The 21,095-nt window shown below is 65.6% G+C and carries 20 protein-coding genes and 1 pseudogene; 14 read left to right on the forward strand and 7 right to left on the reverse strand.

The window, feature by feature from the left end:
- The first annotated feature begins 63 nt into the window (after positions 1-63).
- Genes QPK27_RS13680 through QPK27_RS13690 form a run of 3 tightly spaced genes read left to right on the forward strand, consistent with a single transcriptional unit; the run spans position 64 to position 2,267 of the window.
- On the forward strand, positions 64-486 hold the full coding sequence (locus QPK27_RS13680; protein WP_290418801.1) for an NfeD family protein: 423 nt from the start codon (positions 64-66) through the stop codon (positions 484-486).
- Positions 487-540: 54 nt separating this feature from the next.
- Positions 541-1,461: an SPFH domain-containing protein gene (locus QPK27_RS13685; protein WP_290418802.1), complete on the forward strand. Its 921-nt coding sequence runs from the start codon at positions 541-543 to the stop codon at positions 1,459-1,461.
- Positions 1,458-2,267, forward strand: coding sequence for an SDR family oxidoreductase (locus tag QPK27_RS13690; RefSeq protein ID WP_290418803.1), 810 nt, complete (start codon positions 1,458-1,460; stop codon positions 2,265-2,267). Before QPK27_RS13685 ends, QPK27_RS13690 begins: the two co-directional genes overlap by 4 nt.
- Before the next feature lie 110 nt (positions 2,268-2,377).
- Here QPK27_RS13690 and QPK27_RS13695 read toward each other — a convergent pair whose 3' ends face one another.
- A complete protein-coding gene (locus tag QPK27_RS13695) occupies positions 2,378-4,567 on the reverse strand; it encodes a TonB-dependent siderophore receptor (protein ID WP_290418804.1) in 2,190 nt (729 codons plus the stop codon).
- 119 nt (positions 4,568-4,686) lie between these two features.
- Between QPK27_RS13695 and QPK27_RS13700 the strand changes: the two genes are divergently transcribed.
- The 3 genes from QPK27_RS13700 (at position 4,687) to QPK27_RS13710 (ending at position 7,630) form a co-directional block, all read left to right on the forward strand.
- Positions 4,687-5,862 carry a PepSY domain-containing protein gene (locus tag QPK27_RS13700; protein WP_290418805.1) on the forward strand — a complete coding sequence of 392 codons (1,176 nt, stop codon included), beginning with the start codon at positions 4,687-4,689 and terminating at the stop codon, positions 5,860-5,862.
- Positions 5,859-6,041, forward strand: coding sequence for a hypothetical protein (locus QPK27_RS13705; protein ID WP_290418806.1), 183 nt, complete (start codon positions 5,859-5,861; stop codon positions 6,039-6,041). The genes QPK27_RS13700 and QPK27_RS13705 overlap by 4 nt, the downstream gene beginning before the upstream one ends.
- A gap of 140 nt (positions 6,042-6,181) precedes the next feature.
- A complete protein-coding gene (locus QPK27_RS13710) occupies positions 6,182-7,630 on the forward strand; it encodes a Ppx/GppA phosphatase family protein (RefSeq protein WP_290418807.1) in 1,449 nt (482 codons plus the stop codon).
- A 191-nt stretch (positions 7,631-7,821) separates the two neighbouring features.
- On the opposite strand, the gene QPK27_RS13715 is transcribed toward QPK27_RS13710, so the two are convergent.
- Complete coding sequence (locus QPK27_RS13715) at positions 7,822-8,286, reverse strand: histidine phosphatase family protein (RefSeq protein WP_290418808.1); 465 nt, start codon at positions 8,284-8,286, stop codon at positions 7,822-7,824.
- Complete coding sequence (ppk1, locus tag QPK27_RS13720) at positions 8,258-10,432, reverse strand: polyphosphate kinase 1 (RefSeq protein WP_290418809.1); 2,175 nt, start codon at positions 10,430-10,432, stop codon at positions 8,258-8,260. Before ppk1 ends, QPK27_RS13715 begins: the two co-directional genes overlap by 29 nt.
- A 183-nt stretch (positions 10,433-10,615) precedes the next feature.
- Here ppk1 and lepB point away from each other — a divergent pair, with 183 nt between their 5' ends.
- From lepB to QPK27_RS25355, 3 genes are all read left to right on the forward strand, one after another.
- On the forward strand, positions 10,616-11,299 hold the full coding sequence (gene lepB, locus QPK27_RS13725; protein ID WP_290418810.1) for a signal peptidase I: 684 nt from the start codon (positions 10,616-10,618) through the stop codon (positions 11,297-11,299).
- A gap of 85 nt (positions 11,300-11,384) precedes the next feature.
- Positions 11,385-12,062 carry a Bcr/CflA family efflux MFS transporter gene (locus QPK27_RS25350; RefSeq protein ID WP_308633487.1) on the forward strand — a complete coding sequence of 226 codons (678 nt, stop codon included), beginning with the start codon at positions 11,385-11,387 and terminating at the stop codon, positions 12,060-12,062.
- A gap of 21 nt (positions 12,063-12,083) precedes the next feature.
- Entirely contained in the window at positions 12,084-12,578 is a 495-nt protein-coding gene (locus tag QPK27_RS25355; RefSeq protein WP_308633488.1) for a hypothetical protein, read from the forward strand.
- Positions 12,579-12,662: 84 nt separating this feature from the next.
- On the opposite strand, the gene smpB is transcribed toward QPK27_RS25355, so the two are convergent.
- Positions 12,663-13,112 carry an SsrA-binding protein SmpB gene (smpB, locus tag QPK27_RS13735; RefSeq protein ID WP_290418811.1) on the reverse strand — a complete coding sequence of 150 codons (450 nt, stop codon included), beginning with the start codon at positions 13,110-13,112 and terminating at the stop codon, positions 12,663-12,665.
- Positions 13,113-13,208: 96 nt separating this feature from the next.
- Here smpB and QPK27_RS13740 point away from each other — a divergent pair, with 96 nt between their 5' ends.
- Entirely contained in the window at positions 13,209-13,640 is a 432-nt protein-coding gene (locus tag QPK27_RS13740; RefSeq protein WP_290418812.1) for a type II toxin-antitoxin system RatA family toxin, read from the forward strand.
- Positions 13,633-13,956: an RnfH family protein gene (locus tag QPK27_RS13745; RefSeq protein WP_290418813.1), complete on the forward strand. Its 324-nt coding sequence runs from the start codon at positions 13,633-13,635 to the stop codon at positions 13,954-13,956. Before QPK27_RS13740 ends, QPK27_RS13745 begins: the two co-directional genes overlap by 8 nt.
- Before the next feature lie 16 nt (positions 13,957-13,972).
- On the opposite strand, the gene QPK27_RS13750 is transcribed toward QPK27_RS13745, so the two are convergent.
- Entirely contained in the window at positions 13,973-14,473 is a 501-nt protein-coding gene (locus tag QPK27_RS13750) for a DUF4124 domain-containing protein (RefSeq protein WP_290418814.1), read from the reverse strand.
- A gap of 151 nt (positions 14,474-14,624) precedes the next feature.
- Here QPK27_RS13750 and guaB point away from each other — a divergent pair, with 151 nt between their 5' ends.
- Together guaB and guaA are read left to right on the forward strand one after the other, a co-directional pair.
- Entirely contained in the window at positions 14,625-16,085 is a 1,461-nt protein-coding gene (gene guaB, locus QPK27_RS13755) for an IMP dehydrogenase (protein WP_290418815.1), read from the forward strand.
- Between the two features lie 182 nt (positions 16,086-16,267).
- Positions 16,268-17,878 carry a glutamine-hydrolyzing GMP synthase gene (gene guaA, locus QPK27_RS13760; RefSeq protein ID WP_290418816.1) on the forward strand — a complete coding sequence of 537 codons (1,611 nt, stop codon included), beginning with the start codon at positions 16,268-16,270 and terminating at the stop codon, positions 17,876-17,878.
- A 126-nt stretch (positions 17,879-18,004) separates the two neighbouring features.
- Here the strand turns inward: guaA and QPK27_RS13765 are convergent, their stop codons facing one another.
- Complete coding sequence (locus tag QPK27_RS13765; protein ID WP_374047065.1) at positions 18,005-18,955, reverse strand: type VI immunity family protein; 951 nt, start codon at positions 18,953-18,955, stop codon at positions 18,005-18,007.
- Positions 18,918-19,064, reverse strand: coding sequence for a hypothetical protein (locus tag QPK27_RS13770; RefSeq protein WP_290418818.1), 147 nt, complete (start codon positions 19,062-19,064; stop codon positions 18,918-18,920). Before QPK27_RS13770 ends, QPK27_RS13765 begins: the two co-directional genes overlap by 38 nt.
- Positions 19,065-19,959: 895 nt before the next feature.
- Between QPK27_RS13770 and QPK27_RS25485 the strand changes: the two are divergent.
- Positions 19,960-21,051, forward strand: a pseudogene (locus tag QPK27_RS25485) (ATP-binding protein); the annotation flags it as partial.
- Positions 21,052-21,095 lie beyond the last annotated feature (44 nt).

The raw sequence follows: 21,095 nt of genomic DNA on the forward strand, positions 1-21,095 counted from the left end.
GGTAGCGGGGGTTTTTTCATTTCACCGCAACGACAACATCACGACAACAAGGAGACGTATCGCATGTCCGACTGGAGCTACTGGCTGATTGGCGCCGGCATCCTGGTGGTGGCCGAGCTGTTCATCGGCACCTTCTATCTGTTGATGATCGCGCTCGGCCTGCTGGCCGGGGCGCTCGCCGCCTGGATCGGGGCCAGTGGCCCGCTGCAGACCCTGGCCGCGGCCCTGGTCGGCGTGCTGGCCACCGTGCCGCTACGGCGCAGCCGCTTCGCGCGCACGCGCCGCGGCGATGCGGCCAACGACCCCAACGTCAATCTCGACATCGGCGCGCGCATCAGCGTGTCGCAATGGCACGAGCGGCGCGCGCGCGTGATGTACCGCGGCGCGCTGTGGGACGTCGAGCTGCAGGACGGGCCGGAACCCGCGCCGGGCGACTACCGCGTCGTCGAAGTGCGTGGCAACGTCCTGATCGTGGCCCGGCACTGAACCGGAAGCAGCAACCGCAATCGCAACAACGCACACAACAAGAAAGGGATGTACATGGAACTGTCCTTCAGCACCGTCGCGCTGGTGATCTTCGTCATCGCGCTGGTCTTCGTCTTCAAGACCATCAACGTGGTACCGCAGCAGAACGCGTGGGTGGTCGAGCGCCTCGGCAAGTACCACGCCACGCTGGCGCCGGGCCTGAACATCGTGGTGCCGTTCGTCGACCGCGTCGCCTACCGCCACAGCCTGAAGGAGATCCCGCTCGACGTCCCGCCGCAGGTCTGCATCACCAAGGACAACACCCAGCTGCAGGTGGACGGCATCCTGTACTTCCAGGTCACCGACGCCATGCGCGCCTCGTACGGTTCGTCGAACTACATCCAGGCCATCACCCAGCTGGCCCAGACCACGCTGCGCTCGGTGATCGGGCGCATGGAGCTGGACAAGACCTTCGAGGAACGCGACCACATCAATACCACCATCGTCAACGCGATCGACGAGTCGGCCGCCAACTGGGGCGTCAAGGTGCTGCGCTACGAGATCAAGGACCTGACCCCGCCGGCCGAGATCCTGCAGGCGATGCAGGCCCAGATCACGGCCGAACGCGGCAAGCGCGCGCTGATCGCGGCCTCCGAGGGCCGGCGCCAGGAACAGATCAACATCGCCAGCGGCGAACGCGAAGCGGCGATCGCGCGCTCGGAAGGCGAGCAGCAGGCGGCGATCAACCGCGCCCACGGCGAGGCCACCGCCATCGTGGCCCTGGCCGAAGCCAGCGCCACCGCGCTGCGCCAGGTCGGCGACGCCATCAGCGCGCCGGGCGGACTGGATGCGGTCAGTCTGCGCGTGGCCGAGCACTACGTCGACGCCTTCGCCAACCTGGCCAAGACCAACAATACCCTGATCGTGCCGGCCAACCTGGGCGACATGAGCACCGTGATCGCGAGCGCGCTGCAGATCGTGAAGGCGCAGCGATGACACGCGTTGTGGTCATCACCGGCGCATCGGACGGCATCGGCGCCGAGATGGCGCGCCAGCTGGCCGCGCGCGAAGGCGCGCAGGTGGCGCTGGTGCTGGGCGCGCGCGGCGCGCCGCTGCTCGACACCGTGGCCGGCCAGTGCCAGGCGCTGGGCGCGCAGACGCTGAGCGTGGCGTTTGACGCCGCCATCCAGGAAGACTGCCGGCGCCTGATCCGCGCCGCAATGACGCGCTTCGGGCGCATCGACGTCCTGATCAACAACGCCGGGCGCTCGGCGCACGCGCTGTTCGAAGAGGTCGACGATCTGGGCTGGTACGAGGAGCTGATGCGGGTGAACCTGTGGGGTAGCGTCTGGTGCACCCAGGCCGCGCTGCCTCATTTGAAGGACTCACGCGGCAGCATCGTCGCGGTGTCGTCGCTGGCCGGTCTGGTCGGCGTGCCGGGCCGCACCGCCTACTGCGCCACCAAGTTCGCGCTGAGCGGCTTCTTCGAGGCGCTGCGGGTGGAGCTGGCCCCGAGCGGGGTGAGCGTGACGGTCGCCTATCCGGGCGTGGTGGCGACGCGCATCCGCCAGCGCGGTTTCAAAGCGCGCGGCGAAGAGGCGGGCGTCAGCGCGCTGAAGGAAGAGAAGGCGATGCCGGTGGAGGAGTGCGCGCGCCTGATCCTGGCGGCACTGGCGCGGCGCCAGCGTGAAGTGGTGATGACGGCGCCCGGAAAGCTGGGACGCTGGCTCAAGCTGATCGCGCCCGGCGTGGTCGATCGCATGGCGCGCAATGCCGTGAAGGACGATTTGCAGGCGCAGTAAGTCATGCGTTGCTGCGTGCGAGCGTCGCAACGCGTCGGCAGCGGAGCTGCCAACCCTACGCCAGACTGCAGGGTTGGCAGCTTCGCTGCCGACGCGTATCGCGTGCCGGCTTAGAAGCCGACGGTCGCCGACAGCGTGAAGGTGCGCGGCGCGGCCAGCACCAGGTAGCCCGAGCCCGGGTAGCCGCCGGCCGACGCCCAGTAGTCGCGGTCGGCGACGTTGTCGACGCGTGCGCGCACGGTCAGTTCGCGCTCCATGAAGCGGGTGCGGTAGGTGGCGCCCAGGTCGACGCGGGTCCACGACGGCAGTTGCTGGGTGTTGGCGGCATCGGCGTACTGCTTCGCCGTGTACACGGTGCGCGCGTTGAGCGACAGGCCTTCGACGTTCGGCACGTCCCAGTCGGCGCCGATGTTCAGCTGCGTCTCCGGCACGCCGATGGCGTCGTTGCCGTTGTAGGTGCCGTTCAGGGTGCGGCGCTGCTCGGCGTCGAGCAGGGTCAGGCCGCCCAGCAGGCGCAGGCCGCGCACAGGATTGCCGAACACCGACAGTTCCAGGCCGCGGTTGCGCTGCTCGCCGAAGACGCCAAACACGCGGTTCTCGAGGTAGGCGCTCGGCTGGCTGGTGGTGAACAGCGCGGCGCTCACGCCATAGCGGCCGCTGTCGTACTTGGCGCCGATCTCGCGCTGGCGCGACACGTACGGCGCGGTCTTGATGCCCGGGTTGAGCACGGCGCCCGGGTTGTTCGGATCGCGGCCCGGCGCTTCCTGGCCGCGCTGCAGGCCTTCGCTGTAGTTGGCGTACAGCGACAGGTCCTTGCGCGGCTTGAACACCACCGCAGCGAACGGGGTGTTCTCGCTGGCTTCGTAGCCGGCGTTTTCCAGCCCGGTGTTGTAGTCGTAGCTGAAGTCCTTCAGGCGCTGGTGGCGCACCCCGACGTTGACCAGCACCTTGTCGTCCATGAACGACAGCGTATCGGCAATGGCCAGGCTGGACAGGATGGTCTTGCCGGTCACCAGCGGATTCATCATGTCGCCGCCGGTGAAGAAGGCGGATGACGGCGCGGCCACGTCGCGCGGCGCGTAGACATTCGAGGCGAAGCCGGCGAAGTCGCTCATGCCGTAGGCGTTGCGCGACTCGGAATGAAAGCCCGAGGCCGAGGCGCTGAGCATGTGCTTGACGGCGCCGGTGCGCAGTTCGCCGCGCACGCCCACTTCGCCGGTGCGCACCTGGTCTTCGCGGATGTTGTCGAAGCGGCTCATGGTGCCGTCGCCGTTGGCGTTGTTGACCGTGATCGAGGCCAGCTCGTTGTACTCCTGGCCGTTGCGCGCGCCCGCCGCCGCCCAGGCGACGGCGCCGCTGGCCAGGTCGACTTCGGCGCGTACGGTGCCGAAGGTGTGGCGTTCTTCCGAGACGGTCCACGGCTGGGCGAAGTTGCGGTCGGCCTTCGGCGCCGCGATCATCGGCACGCCGGCGCCCAGCGTCACGCTCGGACGGGCGTTGTCCAGCTGGTGGTCCTGGTGGCCGACGTCGGCCGACAGGCGGTAGCCGCGGCCGCGGTAGTCCAGGCCCAGCGAATAGACGCTCAGTTCGCGGCGTTCGCGGTCGACCGCGGTGTCGCCTTCGCGGTGGACGACGTTGACGCGCACGCCGGCGCGGCCTTCTTCGCCGAAGCGGCGGCCCAGGTCCAGCGCGCCGTAGCCCTGGCCGCCGCTCTCGACGCCGAGCGTGACTTCGCTCAGTTCCGTGTTCGGGGCGCGCTTGGGCAGCAGGTTGATCGAACCGCCGATGCTGCCGCCGGCCGGGGCGGCGCCGTTGATGAAGCTGTGCGCGCCGCGCAGCACTTCCACGCGCTCGACCAGTTCGGTCGCCACGAACTGGCGCGGCAGCAGGCCGTACAGGCCGTTGTACGCGGTATCGTCCGAGCCGACCGGGAAGCCGCGGATCATGTACAGCTCCTGGTAGTTGCCGAAGCCGCGCGCCACCCGCACCGAGGGATCGTTCTGCACCACGTCGGCCACGCTGCGCGCCTGCTGGTCCTGGATCAGGGCGCTGGTGTAGTTGGTGCTGTTGAACGGTGTGTCCATGATGTCGACGTTGCCCAGCAAGCCCAGACGTCCGCCGCGCGCCACCTGGCCGCCGGCGTAGACCGCCGGCAGGCCCTGCGCCGAGGCGTCGGCCGAGGCGCTGACCACCACGGTCGACATGGGTTCGGAAGTCGTGTTCTGGGCGAGGGCGGTGCTGGCAACCAGCAGGCCGGCGGCCAGGGCGAGGGGAGTGCGGGCAAAGCGTTGCGGTTTCATGAGGTTGCTCTTCTTATGCGACGTGAATAGTGATGCTGCAAACGCGCATTCTAGACCTCATGCTTGATTATGTAAATGAGAACGATTATTATTCGTGGTCCGTATTTCTCTCTATCGCCATGTCGCCCGTCTCCCTGCGCCGCTGGGGCTGGATCCACAAGTGGAGCAGCCTGGTTTGCACCGTCTTCATGCTGCTGCTGTGCCTGACCGGTCTGCCGCTGATCTACAGCCACGAAATCGCCCACCTGCTCGGCAATGAAGTCGAGCCGCCGGCGCTGTCCACGCCGATGCCGCCTGGGAACGTCGACGCCGTGATCGCCTCGGCCAAGGAGCTGTATCCGAGCAAGAAGCCGATGTTCATCTCGCAGGAAGCCGACGTGCCCGAGATCTGGAACGTGACGCTGGCCGACCACATGCACGACCACGACTACAAGCCGATCGCGGTCGACGCCCGCACTACCAAGGTGATCACCGAGCCGGCGTTCGAGGGCGGGGCCTTCATGTCGACCATGCTGGCGCTGCACGTCGACCTGTTCATGGGCCTGCCGGGCATGCTGTTCCTCGGCTTCATGGGCCTGCTGCTGCTGGTGGCGATCGTCAGCGGCGTGGTGCTGTACGCGCCCTTCATGCGCAAACTCGACTTCGGCACCGTGCGGCGCGAGCGTTCCAGCCGCCTCAAGTGGCTCGACATGCACAATATGCTCGGCATCGTGACCATGGTCTGGCTGTTGGTGGTCGGCGCCACCGGCGTGATCAACACCTGGGGCGACCTGCTGCTCAAGTATTACCAGAACAACGAGCTGGCGCAGATCCTGCACAAGTACGAAGGCCAGGCGCCGCTGCCGCATACGGCCTCGGTGCACGACGCGATCGAGACCGCGAAGAAGGCGCTGCCCGGCATGCGCGTGGCCTTCGTCGCCTTCCCCGGCACCGACTTCAGCAGCGAACACCACTACGGCATCTTCATGAACGGCAGCGAAGCCTTCAGCTCGCGCCTGTACCGTCCGGTGCTGGTCGACGCCCACACCGGCGAATTGACCGACGCGCCGGAGCTGCCGTGGTACCTGACCGCGCTGCTGGTGTCGCAGCCGCTGCACTTCGGCGACTACGGCGGCCAGCCGCTGAAGCTGCTGTGGGCGCTGCTCGACATCGCCACCATCGTGATCCTGGCGACCGGGCTGTACCTGTGGCTCAAGCGCGGCAAGGCGGCCAAGGCGGCTGCCAAGGCCGAAGCGGCCAAGACCATGACGGCCGGCGACGTGCCGGCGCTGGCGCGCGGACAGGAGGCGTCATGAGCAAGACCCCGATGCAGATCTGGGGCGCGCCGATCGTGCTCGCCATCCTCACCACCATCGGCCTGATCTCGGCGCTGCTGGGCGACGGCGTCTGGGACCTGGTGTCGGCCGTGACGCTCGGCATTCCGGCGCTGCTGTGCTTCTGGTACGGTTTGCGGCGCCAGCCCGCGCGGCGTTGAGCGGGGCCTGTACACCACATTTCCTTTCACGCCGGCGCGTTCGCCACGCGCCGCAGTTGGCCCCACCCGGTCCAGGCTGTATACTTGGCGCCTCGACATCGGCGCCGTCGCGTGCGCCTGAACATCTTCGAAAGGGCCACATGTTTGCAGCAGTCGACCTCGGGTCCAACAGCTTCCGCCTGCACATCGGCGAACCCGCGGGCGGGCGCATGCACATCGTGCGCACCGCGCGCGACCCGATCCGCCTGGCGGCGGGGCTCGACAGCGACAACATGCTCAGCGACGCCGCCATGCGCAGCGCGATCCGCTGCCTGGAAGACTTCCGCCGCATCCTCGACGAATACCGCCTCGACGCCGTGCGTGTCGTTGCGACCAACACCATGCGCGTGGCGAAGAACGCCGACGTGCTGCTGCCGCTGACCGAGCAGGCGATCGGCCATCCGATCGAGATCATCTCGGGCGAGGAAGAAGGGCGCCTGATCTACATGGGCGTGGCGCGCGCCATCGAGCGCCCCGACGAGCGGCGTCTGGTGGTCGACATCGGCGGCGGTTCGACCGAGGTGATCGCCGGGACGGGCGCAGAGATCCAGCTGGTGGAGTCGTTCGGCATCGGCACCCAGCCGCAGACGCGCGCCTATTTCGCCGACGGTCGCATCACGGCGCGCAATTTCGACGCCGCCGTCACCGCCGCGCGCGCCCGTTTCGAAGACGCCGCTGCGGCCTACCAGGCGCAGGGCTGGGACGCGGCTTATGGCTCTTCCGGCACCATGCGCGCGATCTCCGAAGTCATCGCGCGCAACGCGATCGGCGACGGCGCCGTGTCGCAGGCCAGCCTGCACGCGCTGCGCGACATCCTGCTCGAACTGGGCCACGTCGAGGCCTTCAACATGCCGGGCGTGAAGCGCGAGCGGGTGCCGGTGATGGTGGGCGGGCTGACGGTGTTGATCGGCGCGATGCAGGAGCTGAAGGTCGAGCGCCTGCAGGCGATCAACGCCGGACTGCGCCTGGGCGTGCTGTCGGACCTGGAACTGCGCGCCAACCGGCGCGACCGGCGCGACGCCGCGATCCGCGCGTTCATGGGACGCTTCCGGGTCGACACCCAGCGCGCGCTGCGCACCGCCGGCATCGCCACGCTGCTGTACGAACGCCTGCAGCCGCAGGCCGACAACCATCATCACTACCTGGCCTGGAGCGCGATGCTGCACGAGACCGGGCTGGCGATCTCGATGAGCGGGGCGCACAAGCATGGCGCCTACATCGTCGAGCACGCGGACCTGGGCGGGTTCACCACGCGCGAGCAGCGCATGCTGGCCACCTTCGTGCTGGGGCAGAAAGGCAATCTGCGCAAGATCCGCGAAGCGCTGGTGGAGCCCGACCTGGCGCGCGCGGTGCTGGCGCTGCGCCTGGCGGTGGTGCTGATGCATGCGCGCGCGGATAACGACCTGGATGGCCTGCGCCTGCGCATGAAGGGCCGCATCGAGATCGACCTGCCGCGCGAGCTGCTGGCCAGGCATCCGACGCTGGCGCCGTGGTTCGAGAAGGAGGAGTGTTTCTGGGGTGACGTCGGAATAGGATTCCAGGTCCGGTAGGGTTGGCCTCGGCGGCCCCGCGCTATGCCGCCGATGCGGCGATTGTTAGCGTCAAGATCATCCGGCACGACATCGGAACCGTTAACAATCGACGCGTCGGCGGCGAAGCCGCCAACCCTACGCGGATGTACGTAGGGTGGACCGGGGCACAGTCGCGTTCCCCGTCCACGCGTTCAACGGACAGGTGCCTGTCAGCGTAATTTGCCGATCACATCCGGCCCCGCCACCAGGCGGATGTAGGGCACGCCGTCGCTTTCCTTGTGCTCGATCCAGAACACCGCGGCCTTGCGGATGCGCCAGTCCTGTTTGCCCCCACACAGCACCAGCGACGCCACTTGGCCCAGCAACGGCTGGTGGCCGACGACCAGCACCGGCTGCCGGTGCTCGGGCCAGCCGGCCGCGGCGATGATCGCTTCCGCCGTCGATTCCGGTCCCAGCTCCTCGACGATCTTGTAACGCCGCCCAAGCGCATCCACGGTCTGGATGCAGCGCGTGGCCGGACTCACCAGCACCCGGCAGTCGTTCGGCAGCTTGCGATCGAGCCAGGCCCCCATGCGCGCCGCGTGGCGCATGCCTTTCGGGGTCAGGGCGCGCTGCAGGTCGCGCTCGGGGTCGTGCGGCTCGGCTTCAGCGTGGCGCCACAGGATCAGCTCCATGGTCTTCTTTCTTGTTGTTGGCGTTGTCGGTGGCGGCGGCTGCTGCTACTGCTGCAGCGCCGAGCATGTCCATCAGCGCCTGCTGGGCGCTGTAGTCGGCGCCCTTGCCGCGCGCCTTGCGCCGGCGGTAGCGTCCGTCCGAAGCGAGTTCCCAGGCGTTGACGTTGTCCTTCAGATAGGGATGCAGGCCCTCGCGCATCACGCGCCGCTTGAGCGCCGGTGCGCGCACCGGGAACGCCACTTCGACCCGGCGGAACAGGTTGCGGTTCATCCAGTCCGCGCTGCTCAAATACATATCGTGTTTCAGGTTGTTGCGGAAGTAGTAGATCCGGGTGTGCTCCAGGAAGCGCCCGACGATCGAGCGCACCTTGATGTTCTCGGACATGCCGTCCACGCCCGGCCGCAGCGAGCAGGCGCCGCGGATGATCAGGTCGATCTTGACGCCCGCGTTCGAGGCGTCGTACAAGGCCTTGATCACCGATTCGTCGGTCAGGGAATTCATCTTGGCGATGATGCGCGCCGGTTTGCCGGCGCGCGCCAGCTCGGTCTCGTTGCGGATCGCGCGCACGATTTCCTTGTGTAGCGAGAACGGCGCCAGCCAGATGCTGGTGAGCTGTTTGGGGCGGGTCATGCTGGTGAGGTGGATGAACACCTCGTTCACGTCCGCGGTCAGGTCCGGGTCGGCAGTGAGCAGGCCGAAGTCGGTATAGAACCTGGCGGTGGTGGTGTTGTAGTTGCCGGTGCCGAGGTGGGCATAACGGCGCAGGCCGCCCGGCTCGCGGCGCAGCACCAGCGCCATCTTGGCGTGGGTCTTGAGGCCCACCACGCCGTACACCACCTGGGCCCCGGCCTGTTCGAGCTTCTCGGCCCAGTTGATGTTGGCCTCCTCGTCGAAGCGCGCCATCAGTTCGACGATCACGGTGACTTCCTTGCCGCGCCGCGCGGCCGCGATCAGCGCTTCCATCAGTTCCGAATTGCTGCCGGCGCGGTAGATGGTCTGCTTGATCGCCACCACGCTCGGGTCGGCCGCCGCGCACTGGATGAAGTTGATCACCGGCTGGAACGATTCGAACGGGTGGTGCAGCAGCGCGTCGTGCTTGCGCAGCGTGGCGAACAGGTCGGGGCCGGACAGCTTGTTCGGATAGTTGGCGACGTAGGGCGGGAACTTGAGTTCGGCCTGGTCGTGGGTGTTGGCGATTTCCAGCAGGCGGCCCAGGTTCACCGGGCCGTCCACCGTGAACAGGCGGCTGCGGTCGATGTCGAACTGGTTCAACAAGAAGTCGGCCAGGTGCGGGGGACAAGCGCGGCCGACTTCGAGGCGCACCGCGAAGCCGTACTGGCGGCTATGCAGCTCGCTCTGCAGCGCCTGGCGCAGGTTCTTGACCTCTTCTTCATCCACCCACAGGTCGCTGTTGCGGGTGACCCGGAACTGCGAGTACGACACCACTTCGCGCCCGGTGAACAGGTCGGCCATGTGGGCCTGGATCACCGACGACAGCAGGCAGTACGACGCGCCTTTTTTGTCGGACAGTTCGTCCGGCAGGCGGATCACGCGCGGCAGCACGCGCGGCGCCTTCATGATGGCGATGCCCGAACCGCGCCCGAACGCATCCTTGCCGGCCAGCTCGACGATGAAGTTCAGGCTCTTGTTGATCACGCGCGGGAACGGGTGGGCCGGATCGAGGCCGATCGGGGTCAATAGCGGGCGCACCTCGCGGTCGAAGTACTGCTTGACCCAGGCGCGTTGGGCCGCGTTGCGCTCGCTGCGGTGCAGCAGGTGGATGCCGTGTTCCGAAAGTTTGGGCGTGATCTCGTTGTTGTACAGGCTGTACTGGCGCGCGATCAGGTGGCGGCACTCGGCGCTGGCGCGTTCGAGGTCGGCGGCCAGGCCGTCGGGCAGGCCGTCGGCGCGGTCGATCTGGTGCTGGGCCAGCAGGCTGGCCACGCGCACTTCGAAGAATTCGTCCAGGTTGCTGGCCACGATGCATAAAAAGCGCAGCCGTTCGAGCAGGGGAATCGCCGGGTCTTCGGCCTGGGCCAGTACGCGCCGGTTGAATTCGAGCAGCGACAGTTCGCGGTTCAGGTAGGCGCCGCCGTCGGGGAGCATCTTCTGTTCAGCCTCGATGGCCTTGTTTTTCATGTCCATTGGTCTGCAGGTCTGCCTCTAAGTCTGTGCGCAGGCAGTGTAGTTGTCGAATATGACAGCGTGGTTACATGTTCCGCAACCGTGCGCGCCGCCTTGCCCGATCATGCTGCGTGCATTTTAAGCAAGATTAAAGCAGGCCTGCGTATAACGGTTGCACCCAACCACGCTATCGAGGAGTCATCCGTGAAAACTTTCCTGCGCGCCAACAAGGGCTTCCTGGCCTTCCTGCTGCTGTTCGGCGTGTTCCGCACCGCCGTGGCCGACTGGAACCCGATCCCGACCGGCTCGATGCGGCCCAACCTGCTCGAGGGCGACGTGGTGTTCGTCAACCGGGTGGCGTTCGACCTGAAGATACCATTGACGGACGTGAGCGTGGCGCGCCTCGGAGAGCCCGAGCGCGGGGACGTGGTGACCTTCGCCTCGCCCGAGGACGGCACCCGGCTGATCAAGCGCGTGCTGGCGCTGCCGGGTGACCTGGTCGAGATGCGTGGCGACCGCCTGGTGATCAACGGCGTCGAGGCGACCTATACCGATATCGAAGCCGTGCGCGAACGCGCCGGCGGCCAGGAACTGGCGGCGCTGCGCCTCGACGAGCACGTGGCCGGCAGCCATCAACGGGTGCAGGTGCTGCCGCAGGCGCCGGCGCGGCGCGACTTCGGCCCGTTGCACGTCCCGGCCGACCATTATCTGATGTTGGGCGACAACCGCGACGACAGCCGCGATTCGCGCTACATCGGCCTGGTGCCGCGCGAGAAATTGATCGGCCGGGCAGTGCGGGTGCTGGTGTCGGCCGACTACCTGGGCAACTGGCTGCCGCGCTTCGAGCGTTTCGGCATGTCGCTGCAGGGCGAAAAAGGAGGCGGCTGAGAAACTAATTGTGGAATGGCGTACAATCCCGTCCCCCTCGGCGCGCATCGTGCGGCGCCGGGTCTGACCTCGAAAGCGCCGTTCCATGCAAAGAATTCTTACAGTCATCCTCGCCTGCCTCGGCATGATCGGCGCCCTGGCGATCGACACCTACCTGCCTTCGATGCCGGCCATCGGCCAGGAATACGGAGTCGGCCCGGTGGCGGTACAGCAGACGCTGAGCGTGTTCCTGTTCTGCTTTGCTTTCATGATGCTGTTCTACGGCACCCTGTCCGACACCTTCGGACGCCGTCCCGTGATCCTGGTGGCGCTGACCGTCTACACGCTGGCGTCGCTGGGCGCGGCCTGGGCCCCGACTTTCGGCTGGCTGCTGGTGTTCCGCGCGCTGCAGGGCCTGTCGGCCGGCGCCGGCTCGGTGATCGGCCAGGCCATCGTGCAGGACCGCTTCGCCGGTCCGCAGGCGCAGCGCATGATGTCGCACATCATGATGGTGTTCGGCCTGGCGCCGGCGATCGCCCCGATCCTGGGCGGCTGGCTGCACGTCAGCTTCGGCTGGCGCTCGACCTTCCTGTTCCTGGCGCTGTTCGGCGCGCTGATGATCGCGCTGTGCTTCAAGCTGCTGGACGAAAGCTTGCCGCGCGAGAAGCGCCAAGCCTTCCACCCGGGCACGATCGGCCGCAACTACCTGCTGGTGCTGCGCAATCCGCAGTTCGTGCTGCTGTCGCTGGCGGTCGGCCTGGCCTTCGGCGGCCTGTCGCTGTAAATCGGCTCGGAGTCCAACTTCGTGATGGAGATCCTGGGCCTGCCCGAAACGGCCTTCGCCTGGATGTTCATCCCGCTGATCGGCGGCATGGTGGTGGGCTCGGCCTGGGGTGGCAAGCGCGCCCACGGCAGCACGCCGGCGCGCATGATGTGGCTGGGCTATGGCGTGATGGCGGCGGGCGTGGCCTTCAATGTCGGCTACAACGCGCTGTTCAAGGCTGCGGTGCCGTGGGCGACGCTGCCGCTGTTCGTCTACACCTTCGGCCTGGCGGTGGCGATGCCGGCGATCCAGCTGACCGCGATGGCACTGTTCCTCAACAACCGCGGCCTGGCGGCCTCGATGGTCGGCTTCATCCAGATGATGTCGTTCGCGCTGGTGTCGGGCCTGGTGGCGCCGCTGCTGTTCGGCAGTGCGCTCAAGCTGGCGCTGGGCGTCGCGGTGGGACTGGCGCTGAGCTTCGCGGCGTGGCGCCTGAGCGTGCTGAGCGCACGCGCGCCGGCGACTACCAAGGTATAAGACGAAAAAGCGCGGCGCCGGAAATGGCGCCGCGTTTTTTTTAAGGGACGGGAAGGGCGACGACGCGAGGCCGCCTCGGAGGAATCAGCGGCGGTTCTGCTTCATCGCCGACGCGACTTCACGCTTGGCGTCGCGGTCGCGCTCGGTGGCGCGCTTGTCGTGCTGCTTCTTGCCCTTGGCCAGGCCGATCTCGCATTTGACGCGGCCTTTCTTGAAGTGCAGGTTGAGCGGCACCAGCGTGTAGCCGGAGCGCTCCACCTTGCCGATCAGCTTGTCGATCTCGGCGCGGTGCAGCAAGAGTTTCCTTGAGCGCAGTGCTTCTGGATGGCTGAAGGTGGAGGTGGTGGTGAGCGCGCTCACGTGTGCACCGAACAGGTACAGCTCGCCATTGCGGACGAGCACGTAAGCTTCCTTGATCTGCACCCGCCCTTCGCGGATGGCTTTGACTTCCCAACCCTCCAGCACCAGGCCGGCTTCGTAGCGGTCCTCGATGAAGTAGTCGAAAAATGCTTTTTTATTGTCAGCGATACTCATGAAAAGGCGAAAATTCGCGTGTCGGTTAAACTACGGCTGTCGCGCCGGGGTGGCGTGACATGCAACTTGACCAACATCATAACAAACGGTTGACCAATGGCAGTAGTGCACAAATCAGTTTTCCTCGGCTATAGCGCAGAACAGATGTTCGATCTGGTGGCCAAGGTTGAAGATTATCCGAAGTTCCTGCCCTGGTGCGGCGGCGTGAATGTCATCGAACGCACCGATGACAAGCTGGTCGCTTCCCTGCAGATCAACTTCCACGGCGTGAAGCAGAGCTTTACCACCTCCAACCACAACCAGCGTCCGACCCAGATGAAGATGCACCTGGTCGACGGTCCGTTCAAGATGATGGAGGGGGTGTGGTCTTTCAAGTCGCTGCGTGAAGACGCCTGCAAGATCGATTTCGACCTGCAGTACGAATTCTCCAGCATCATCCTGGCGCAGATCGTGGGGCCGGTGTTCGGCATGATCGCCAACAGCATGGTCGATTCGTTCTGCAAGCGGGCCGAGGCGGTGTATGGCTGATGTAGAGATTCAACCGGTGGCCGGGCGCATCGGCGTGATGGTCTGCTACGCCACCGCACGCCAGGAGTGGCTGCGTGCGCTCGAGGTGGCGGCCGGCACCACGATCGGCGAAGCGATCGAGCAGAGCGGCGTGCTGCAAGCTTTTCCGGACATTAACCTGAGCACCCAGCCGGTCGGCATCTACGCCAAGAAAAAGACGCTCGACACCGTGCTGCGCGCACGCGACCGCGTCGAGATCTATCGGCCGCTGGTGGCCGATCCCAAGGACTCGCGCCGCAAGCGCGCGGCCAAGAAGGAAGCGGCACAGGGCGCCTGACTTCCAGCGGCCTGGCTCAGCGGCACTCCTGCAGGGCGCGGCTGGCGCGCGCCATGCGCTCGGCGCGCTCTTCGTCCGACAGATAGCGGCGTTCGCCGTCCGCCCCGTATTGCGCGATGCGCGTGCCCGACGCCAGCGTCGCCTGGTTCTGGCGCGCCGTCTCGCAGCGCTCGGCCAGTGCGCGCCCCTTGCGCGCTGCTTCCTCGTCCTTGCGTTCCTGCTCGCTGCGCGCCTTGACCCGTTCGCGGTAGGCGGCGTCGCGTTCGGCCAGCGTCGGCGCGGGCTTGGCGGCGGGGCTTGCGTTGGACCCGGTTTCCTCGGCAGGCGCAGACGGAAGCACGGCGCGGCCGGGCGCCTTCAGGATGCGGCTGGCCGGCGTGCCGGGCGGCGGCGGGCGGTCGGAATACTGGCGCGTGCCGTTCGGCTCGATCCAGACGTACTGGGCCTGGGCGCCGGCGGCGGCGAGCAGAGAAAGGAGGAAGGTGGCGGCGGCCACGCGAGGGCGGTGAAGGGGCATGATCGGCAATCCTGGTCGAGCGCCCGATTTCGCCATGCGCACGGCCTGAAGTCAACCGCAAAGTGCAGCCCAGCAATAATAATTTTGGCCACCCCGGAGACGGCCATGGAGACTTTCTGTATAATTTGCTTTTGCGCCTATAGGAAATACTATGCGTCTCCTCCAAAAAGCACTCACCTTCGATGACGTGCTGCTCGTCCCGGCCTACTCCAACGTTCTTCCGGCCCAAACCTCCCTTCGCACCAAGCTCACGCGTAACATCACGCTGAACATTCCGCTGCTGTCGGCAGCGATGGACACCGTCACCGAATCGCGTCTGGCGATCGCGATGGCGCAGGAAGGCGGCATCGGCATCATCCACAAGAACCTGCGCCCGGCCGACCAGGCGCGCGAAGTGGCGCGCGTCAAGCGTTTCGAGGCAGGCGTGCTGCGCGATCCGATCACGATCCCGCCGACCATGAAGATCCGCGAAGTGCTGGCGCTGTCGCAACAGCACGGCATCAGCGGCTTCCCGGTGGTCGAGGGCACGCAGGTGGTGGGCATCATCACCAACCGCGACCTGCGTTTCGAGGAAGACCTGGACGCGGAAGCGCGCGCCAAGATGACGCCGCGCGAGAAGCTGGTGACCGTGAAGGAGGACGCGGACACGGCTGAAGCCAAGCGCCTGATGAACAAGCACCGCCTGGAGCGCGTGCTGGTGGTCAACGACGATTTCGAACTGCGCGGGCTGATCACCGTGAAGGACATCCAGAAGTCACACGAGCACCCGCTGGCCTCGAAGGATTCGCAAGGCAAGCTGCTGGTCGGCGCCGCCACCGGCGTCGGCCCGCGCGACGAAGAGCGCATCGAGCTGCTGGTCGCTGCCGGCGTGGACGTGCTGGTGGTCGACACCGCCCACGGCCACTCGCAAGGCATCCTGGACCGCGTGAAATGGATCAAGGAGCGCTTCCCGCACGTGGACGTCATCGGCGGCAACATCGCCACCGCGGCCGCCGCGCTGGCGCTGGTCGAAGCCGGCGCCGATGCAGTCAAGGTCGGCATCGGCCCTGGCTCGATCTGCACCACCCGCATCGTGGCCGGCGTCGGCGTGCCGCAGATCACCGCGATCTCGAACGTGTCCGAGGCCTTGGCGGGCACCGGCGTGCCGTGCATCGCCGACGGCGGCATCCGCTTCTCGGGCGACATCTCGAAAGCACTGGCAGCCGGTGCGCACACCGTCATGATGGGCAGCATGTTCGCCGGCACCGATGAAGCGCCGGGCGAAACCATCCTGTACCAGGGCCGCACCTACAAGTCCTACCGCGGCATGGGTAGCCTGGGCGCGATGGCCGACGGTTCGGCCGACCGCTACTTCCAGGAAGCCTCGGCCAAGGCCGACAAGTTCGTCCCGGAAGGCATCGAAGGCCGCGTCGCCTACAAGGGCAGCGTGCTGGCGATCATCTTCCAGCTGATCGGCGGCGTGCGCCAGTCGATGGGCTACTGCGGCTGCGCCACCATCGAAGAGCTGCGCGAGAAGGCGGAGTTCGTCGAGATCACCTCGGCCGGCATGCGCGAATCGCACGTGCACGATGTGCAGATCACCAAGGAAGCGCCGAACTACCGTTCGGAATAAGCTTCACATGACGACGCCGGGTAGGGTTGGCGGCTCTGCCGCCGACGCGTAACGCCGGCATCACGTTGGCCCAGAATTTGTAGGGTGGACGGGTTCCCCGTCCACGCGTCCAATCAACGCATGCACCGGTTGAACGCGTGGACGGCACAACCGTCCACCCTACGCACACCACTACATTCGCTATGCATTCCAAAATCCTTATCCTCGATTTCGGCTCCCAGGTCACCCAGCTGATCGCCCGCCGCGTGCGCGACGCCGGCGTGTTCTCCGAAGTCTTCCCCTACGACGTCAGCGACGAGTTCGTCCGCGAATACGGCGCCTCGGGCATCATCCTCTCGGGCAGCCACAACTCGACGCTCGAAGGCGACTCGCCGCGCGCGCCGCAAGCCGTGTTCGAAGCTGGCGTCCCGGTGCTGGGCATCTGCTACGGCATGCAGACCATGGCGGCCCAGCTGGGCGGCAAAGTCGAGAACGGCCTGAAGCGTGAATTCGGCTACGCTGAAGTGCGCGCCCGCGGCCATACGGCGCTGCTGAACGGCATCAACGACTTCGTCACGGGCGAAGGCCACGGCATGCTCAAGGTCTGGATGAGCCACGGCGACAAGGTGCTGGAGATGCCGGAAGGCTTCAAGCTGATGGGCTCGACCGACAGCTGCCCGATCGCCGCCATGGCCGACGAAGAGCGCCGTTTCTACGCGCTGCAGTTCCATCCGGAAGTGACCCACACCTCGCAGGGCGAAGCCATCATCGGCCGCTTCGTGCACGAGATCTGCGGCTGCAAGTCGGACTGGAACATGCCTGACTACATCGGCGAAGCCGTCGCCAAGATCCGCGAACAGGTTGGCACCGACGAAGTCATCCTGGGCCTGTCCGGCGGCGTCGACTCGAGCGTGGCCGCGGCCCTGATCCACCGCGCCATCGGCGACCAGCTGACCTGCGTGTTCGTCGACCACGGCCTGCTGCGCAAGGACGAGGGCAAGATGGTGATGAACATGTTCGAGAAGAACCTGGGCGTCAAGGTCGTGCGTATCGATGCCGAGGCGCAGTTCATGGGCCATCTGGCCGGTGTCACCGATCCGGAACAGAAGCGCAAGATCATCGGCCGTGAATTCGTCGAAGTGTTCCAGGTCGAAGCGGGCAAGCTGACCAATGCCAAGTGGCTGGCGCAGGGCACCATCTATCCGGACGTGATCGAATCGGCCGGCAAAGGTAAAAAGGGCCAGACCATCAAGAGCCACCACAACGTGGGCGGCTTGCCGGAAACCCTGAACCTGAAACTGCTCGAGCCGCTGCGCGAACTGTTCAAGGACGAAGTGCGCAAGCTCGGCGTGGCGCTGGGGCTGCCGCACGATATGGTCTACCGTCACCCGTTCCCGGGCCCGGGCCTGGGCGTGCGCATCCTGGGCGAAGTGAAGAAGGAATATGCCGACCTGCTGCGCGAAGCGGATGCCATCTTCATCGAAGAACTGCGCAACACCCCGTTCGAAGTGCCGCACGTGCCGGGCATCGACGCCGGCAAGGCGCCGATCAACTGGTATGAGGCGACCAGCCAGGCCTTTGCCGTGTTCCTGCCGGTGAAGTCGGTGGGTGTGATGGGCGACGGCCGTACCTATGAGTATGTGGTTGCGCTGCGCGCGGTGCAGACGCTGGACTTCATGACGGCGCAGTGGGCGCATCTGCCGCACTCGCTGCTGGGCAAGGTGTCGAACCGGATCATCAATGAAGTGCGTGGCCTGAACCGGGTTGTGTACGACATATCGGGTAAGCCGCCGGCGACGATCGAGTGGGAATGAGTTTCATAAAGAGATTATTCTTCTGAAGTTTAAAAAGGCTCGCTTCGGCGAGCTTTTTTACAAGCTTTAGCGTTCTGCCATGTGCTGCCTTGGCGCGGTTTGCAGCTCGGGCGTAAGATGTATCCATCAGCGATGTGCGGTCAACCTTGGTTCGTCCAGCAGTTTCGCCTTGAACGCCATAATCTGTTCGGCGGGTACGTCGAGCCGCTGAAGCCATTCGGTGGCAGCCCGGCCGATGAGCCGCGACTCGCTGTTGGCGGACGCGTAGTGCAGCCCAACCTCTGGAGTGCGAATGCGCTGCAAGAGCATATTGGGTAGTACGAGTAATGCTGGGAGTGGCGCATCTGCCGGCGCGGGCTCGGGCCGTGGACCGGCTTGGATAACAACGCCATCGCCATAACCGTGTAGCCCGAACCAGTCCATTGGCAATTCCGAGCGTAAAGTCGATTCGCCACCTATCTTCTCAAGATAGCCATGGCTGATCGCTGTGAGCCATCCGACAGTCTTGATTCCTTGGTGTGCATTGGTTGCGCCAGCAATTAAGCTTCCTGCGTCGAAACCGCGTAGTTTTGACGTCAGGAACGCCTCGAATGCCTGATTCTCCATGTCGCGCAAGGCCGAAAGCACCAAGCCGTGCCCGGCATAGCCGTGGACGGCGCGCAAGCGTCGCGCGAATTCGACAAACAGGTTTACAAATGTGGAAGGCTGTTCCTCGACGAACAGTAGCGGTACGGCAAAACGCAAGCCGCATAGGCCCCAGTCGCCCATACTGGCTTGCCAAGCCGGTAGGCCAGTCACTCGGAACTCCCACGGCCCGGCGTCATGCTCCTGTTGGCCGCTTGTGTAGTGAAAGCTCAGCCCGTCATCCTCGTCCATGGCCGCGAGCATTGCATCAAGCCGCTTCGCTTTCGCGACCGACTGCTTACTCGGACCCTCAGGAGGATCTTCGCGAAAAAGCCAAGTTAACTCCGGTTTGACCTTAAGCTCGTAGGAATCGAAGCACGCTGCGATAGCGTCACGTACTGCGGATAGGTGCGCGTCAGTAAAAAAACAACGTACCCACAATGGCCGGCACACACCCTACATAGGGTTGCGCCCCCTTTTTGGTCAGCAGCCCGCCGGGTATGTTCATCGCACCAGGGTTATTGCGCATCAGTTCAAGCGGGTCAAACGTTAACTCGGTCATCTCTTATCCTTAAAACGCGGGTTACGCGGCTGGGGGAGGACGTCTGGTCGCTACCACGTAGAGCCGACTAAGCAGCGCCGCCGCTAGGTCAAGTTCTTCACTGGAACCATCGATTTTTCCGGCTCCCGCTGGTTGCAGTCACAATCGTCGAGCTCGAGCTCTACCATTTTGACCGATCCCGGACAATGCGGATGCAGGCATCGCGTTGTCCTGATCCGTATGGGGCGCCTGGAAACTTCATTTCTACCACCTGCTTGATGTTGCCCTGAGTCGGAGGTCTCGCGGGGGCATTAACGATCACGACATCAGGCCCCCGAGTATGCCCGCTGCACGGCGCCCTCACGTGTTCGCTGCGTCGATTGCATGCGGCGACGCGTGCGCCGGCTCGATCCAGAAAAGTCGACAATATGGTCTTATTGATCGAGCAATCATGGTTTCCGATATCCTTTTCAACGCGGCTTTTCACGGTTCCCCAATTGGCCAATATCTGCTGGCCCCGACCGAGAAACTCGAAATTCTTGCGGTCAACGACGCTTTCCTGAGGTCCGTCTCGCGCCGTCGCGAAGACTTGCTGGGCATGCCCTTGTTCGAGGTGCTCGGCGATGACCCGAACGATCCCGGCGTCACTGCGGTGCGCGACCTTGGCGGGTCGATCCGGACGGCCATCGAAACCGGGCAATCCCAGTCGATGCCGGTGCAGCGCTATCCGATCGAGATGCACAAGGATGGACAGACCTGGTTCGAAGACATGTACTGGAGCGCCACCAATACGCCGGTCTACGACGCCGAGGGCGTTCTGACCTGCGTGTCGCACACGACGATCAACATTACCGCCCAGGTGCTGGCCGAGCAAGCCTTGCGCCTGAGCCGTGAGGAAGCGCTGCGCAACGCGCAGATGGCCGAGTCGGAACGGGCTCACCTGGCGGGTGTGCTGCGCGCCGCGCCGGTGGGCGTGCTGGTGGTCGACAACGCGCTATCGGTCTTGCATCGTAACCCGGCGCACGAAGCGATGTTCGGCGCGACGCTGCCGGGGTCGTCGAGACAGATCGACTTCAGCCATTGGCATGGCTGGTTCATCGATGGTCCGCGCGCTGGCCGCAAGCTCGAGCCGCACGAATGGTCTTTACAGCGCGCCCGCGCTGGCGAAGTGGTCGAGCAAAGCCTGTTGCGCGTCAGGACGTTCGGTGTGGAGCCAGAGCAGCGCATGCTGATGGTGTCGGCTGCACCGATCGTCGACGCCGGCGGCGCCAGAGTCGGCGCGGTGGCCGTCGCGATGGATATCGAAGCGAGAGTGCGCGCGGAGGATGCGCTGAAAGAGGCCGACCGCCGCAAGGACGAATTCCTGGCCATGCTGGCCCATGAACTGCGCAATCCGCTGGCGCCGATCGGCGCCGCTGCATCGCTGCTGGCGCATGACGGCGCCAATGTCGATCATGTCCGCCGCTCGAGCGCCGTCATCACGCGCCAGGTGCAGCACATGACGGGCCTGGTCAACGAATTGCTCGACGTCGCGCGGGTGACGCGTGGCTTGATTACCCTGGACAAGGCGGTTCTGGACGCGAAGCGGATCGTCGCCGAGGCGCTGGAACAAATGCGGCCGGTGCTTGAATCGCGCGGGCATACGCTGCAGGTCAGCCAGCCGCCATCGCCTGCCTTCGTGGAAGGCGACCACAAACGGCTGGTGCAGGTGCTGGCCAACCTGCTCAACAACGCAGCGAAGTTCACGCCCGCAGGCGGTACCATCGGGGTCGAGCTGGCGATCGACCCGCACCATGTGCGGATGGCGGTCCAGGACAATGGCATCGGCATGAGCCAGCAACTGATCGACCAGGCGTTCGAACTGTTCTCGCAGGCCGAGCGCACGTCGGACCGCTCCCAGGGTAGCCTCGGCATCGGTCTTGCGCTGGTACGCAGTCTGGTGCAGTTGCACGGAGGGCATGTGAACGCGGAGAGCGCCGGCGTGGGGCATGGCACGCGCTTTACCGTGTGCCTGCCCAGGCTGGACATCGATCGGCTGCCGGCGGCGGCACT

It is taken from the genome of Massilia sp. YIM B02443, assembly GCF_030411955.1.
In the GTDB taxonomy this organism is placed as follows: Bacteria; Pseudomonadota; Gammaproteobacteria; order Burkholderiales; family Burkholderiaceae_D; genus Telluria.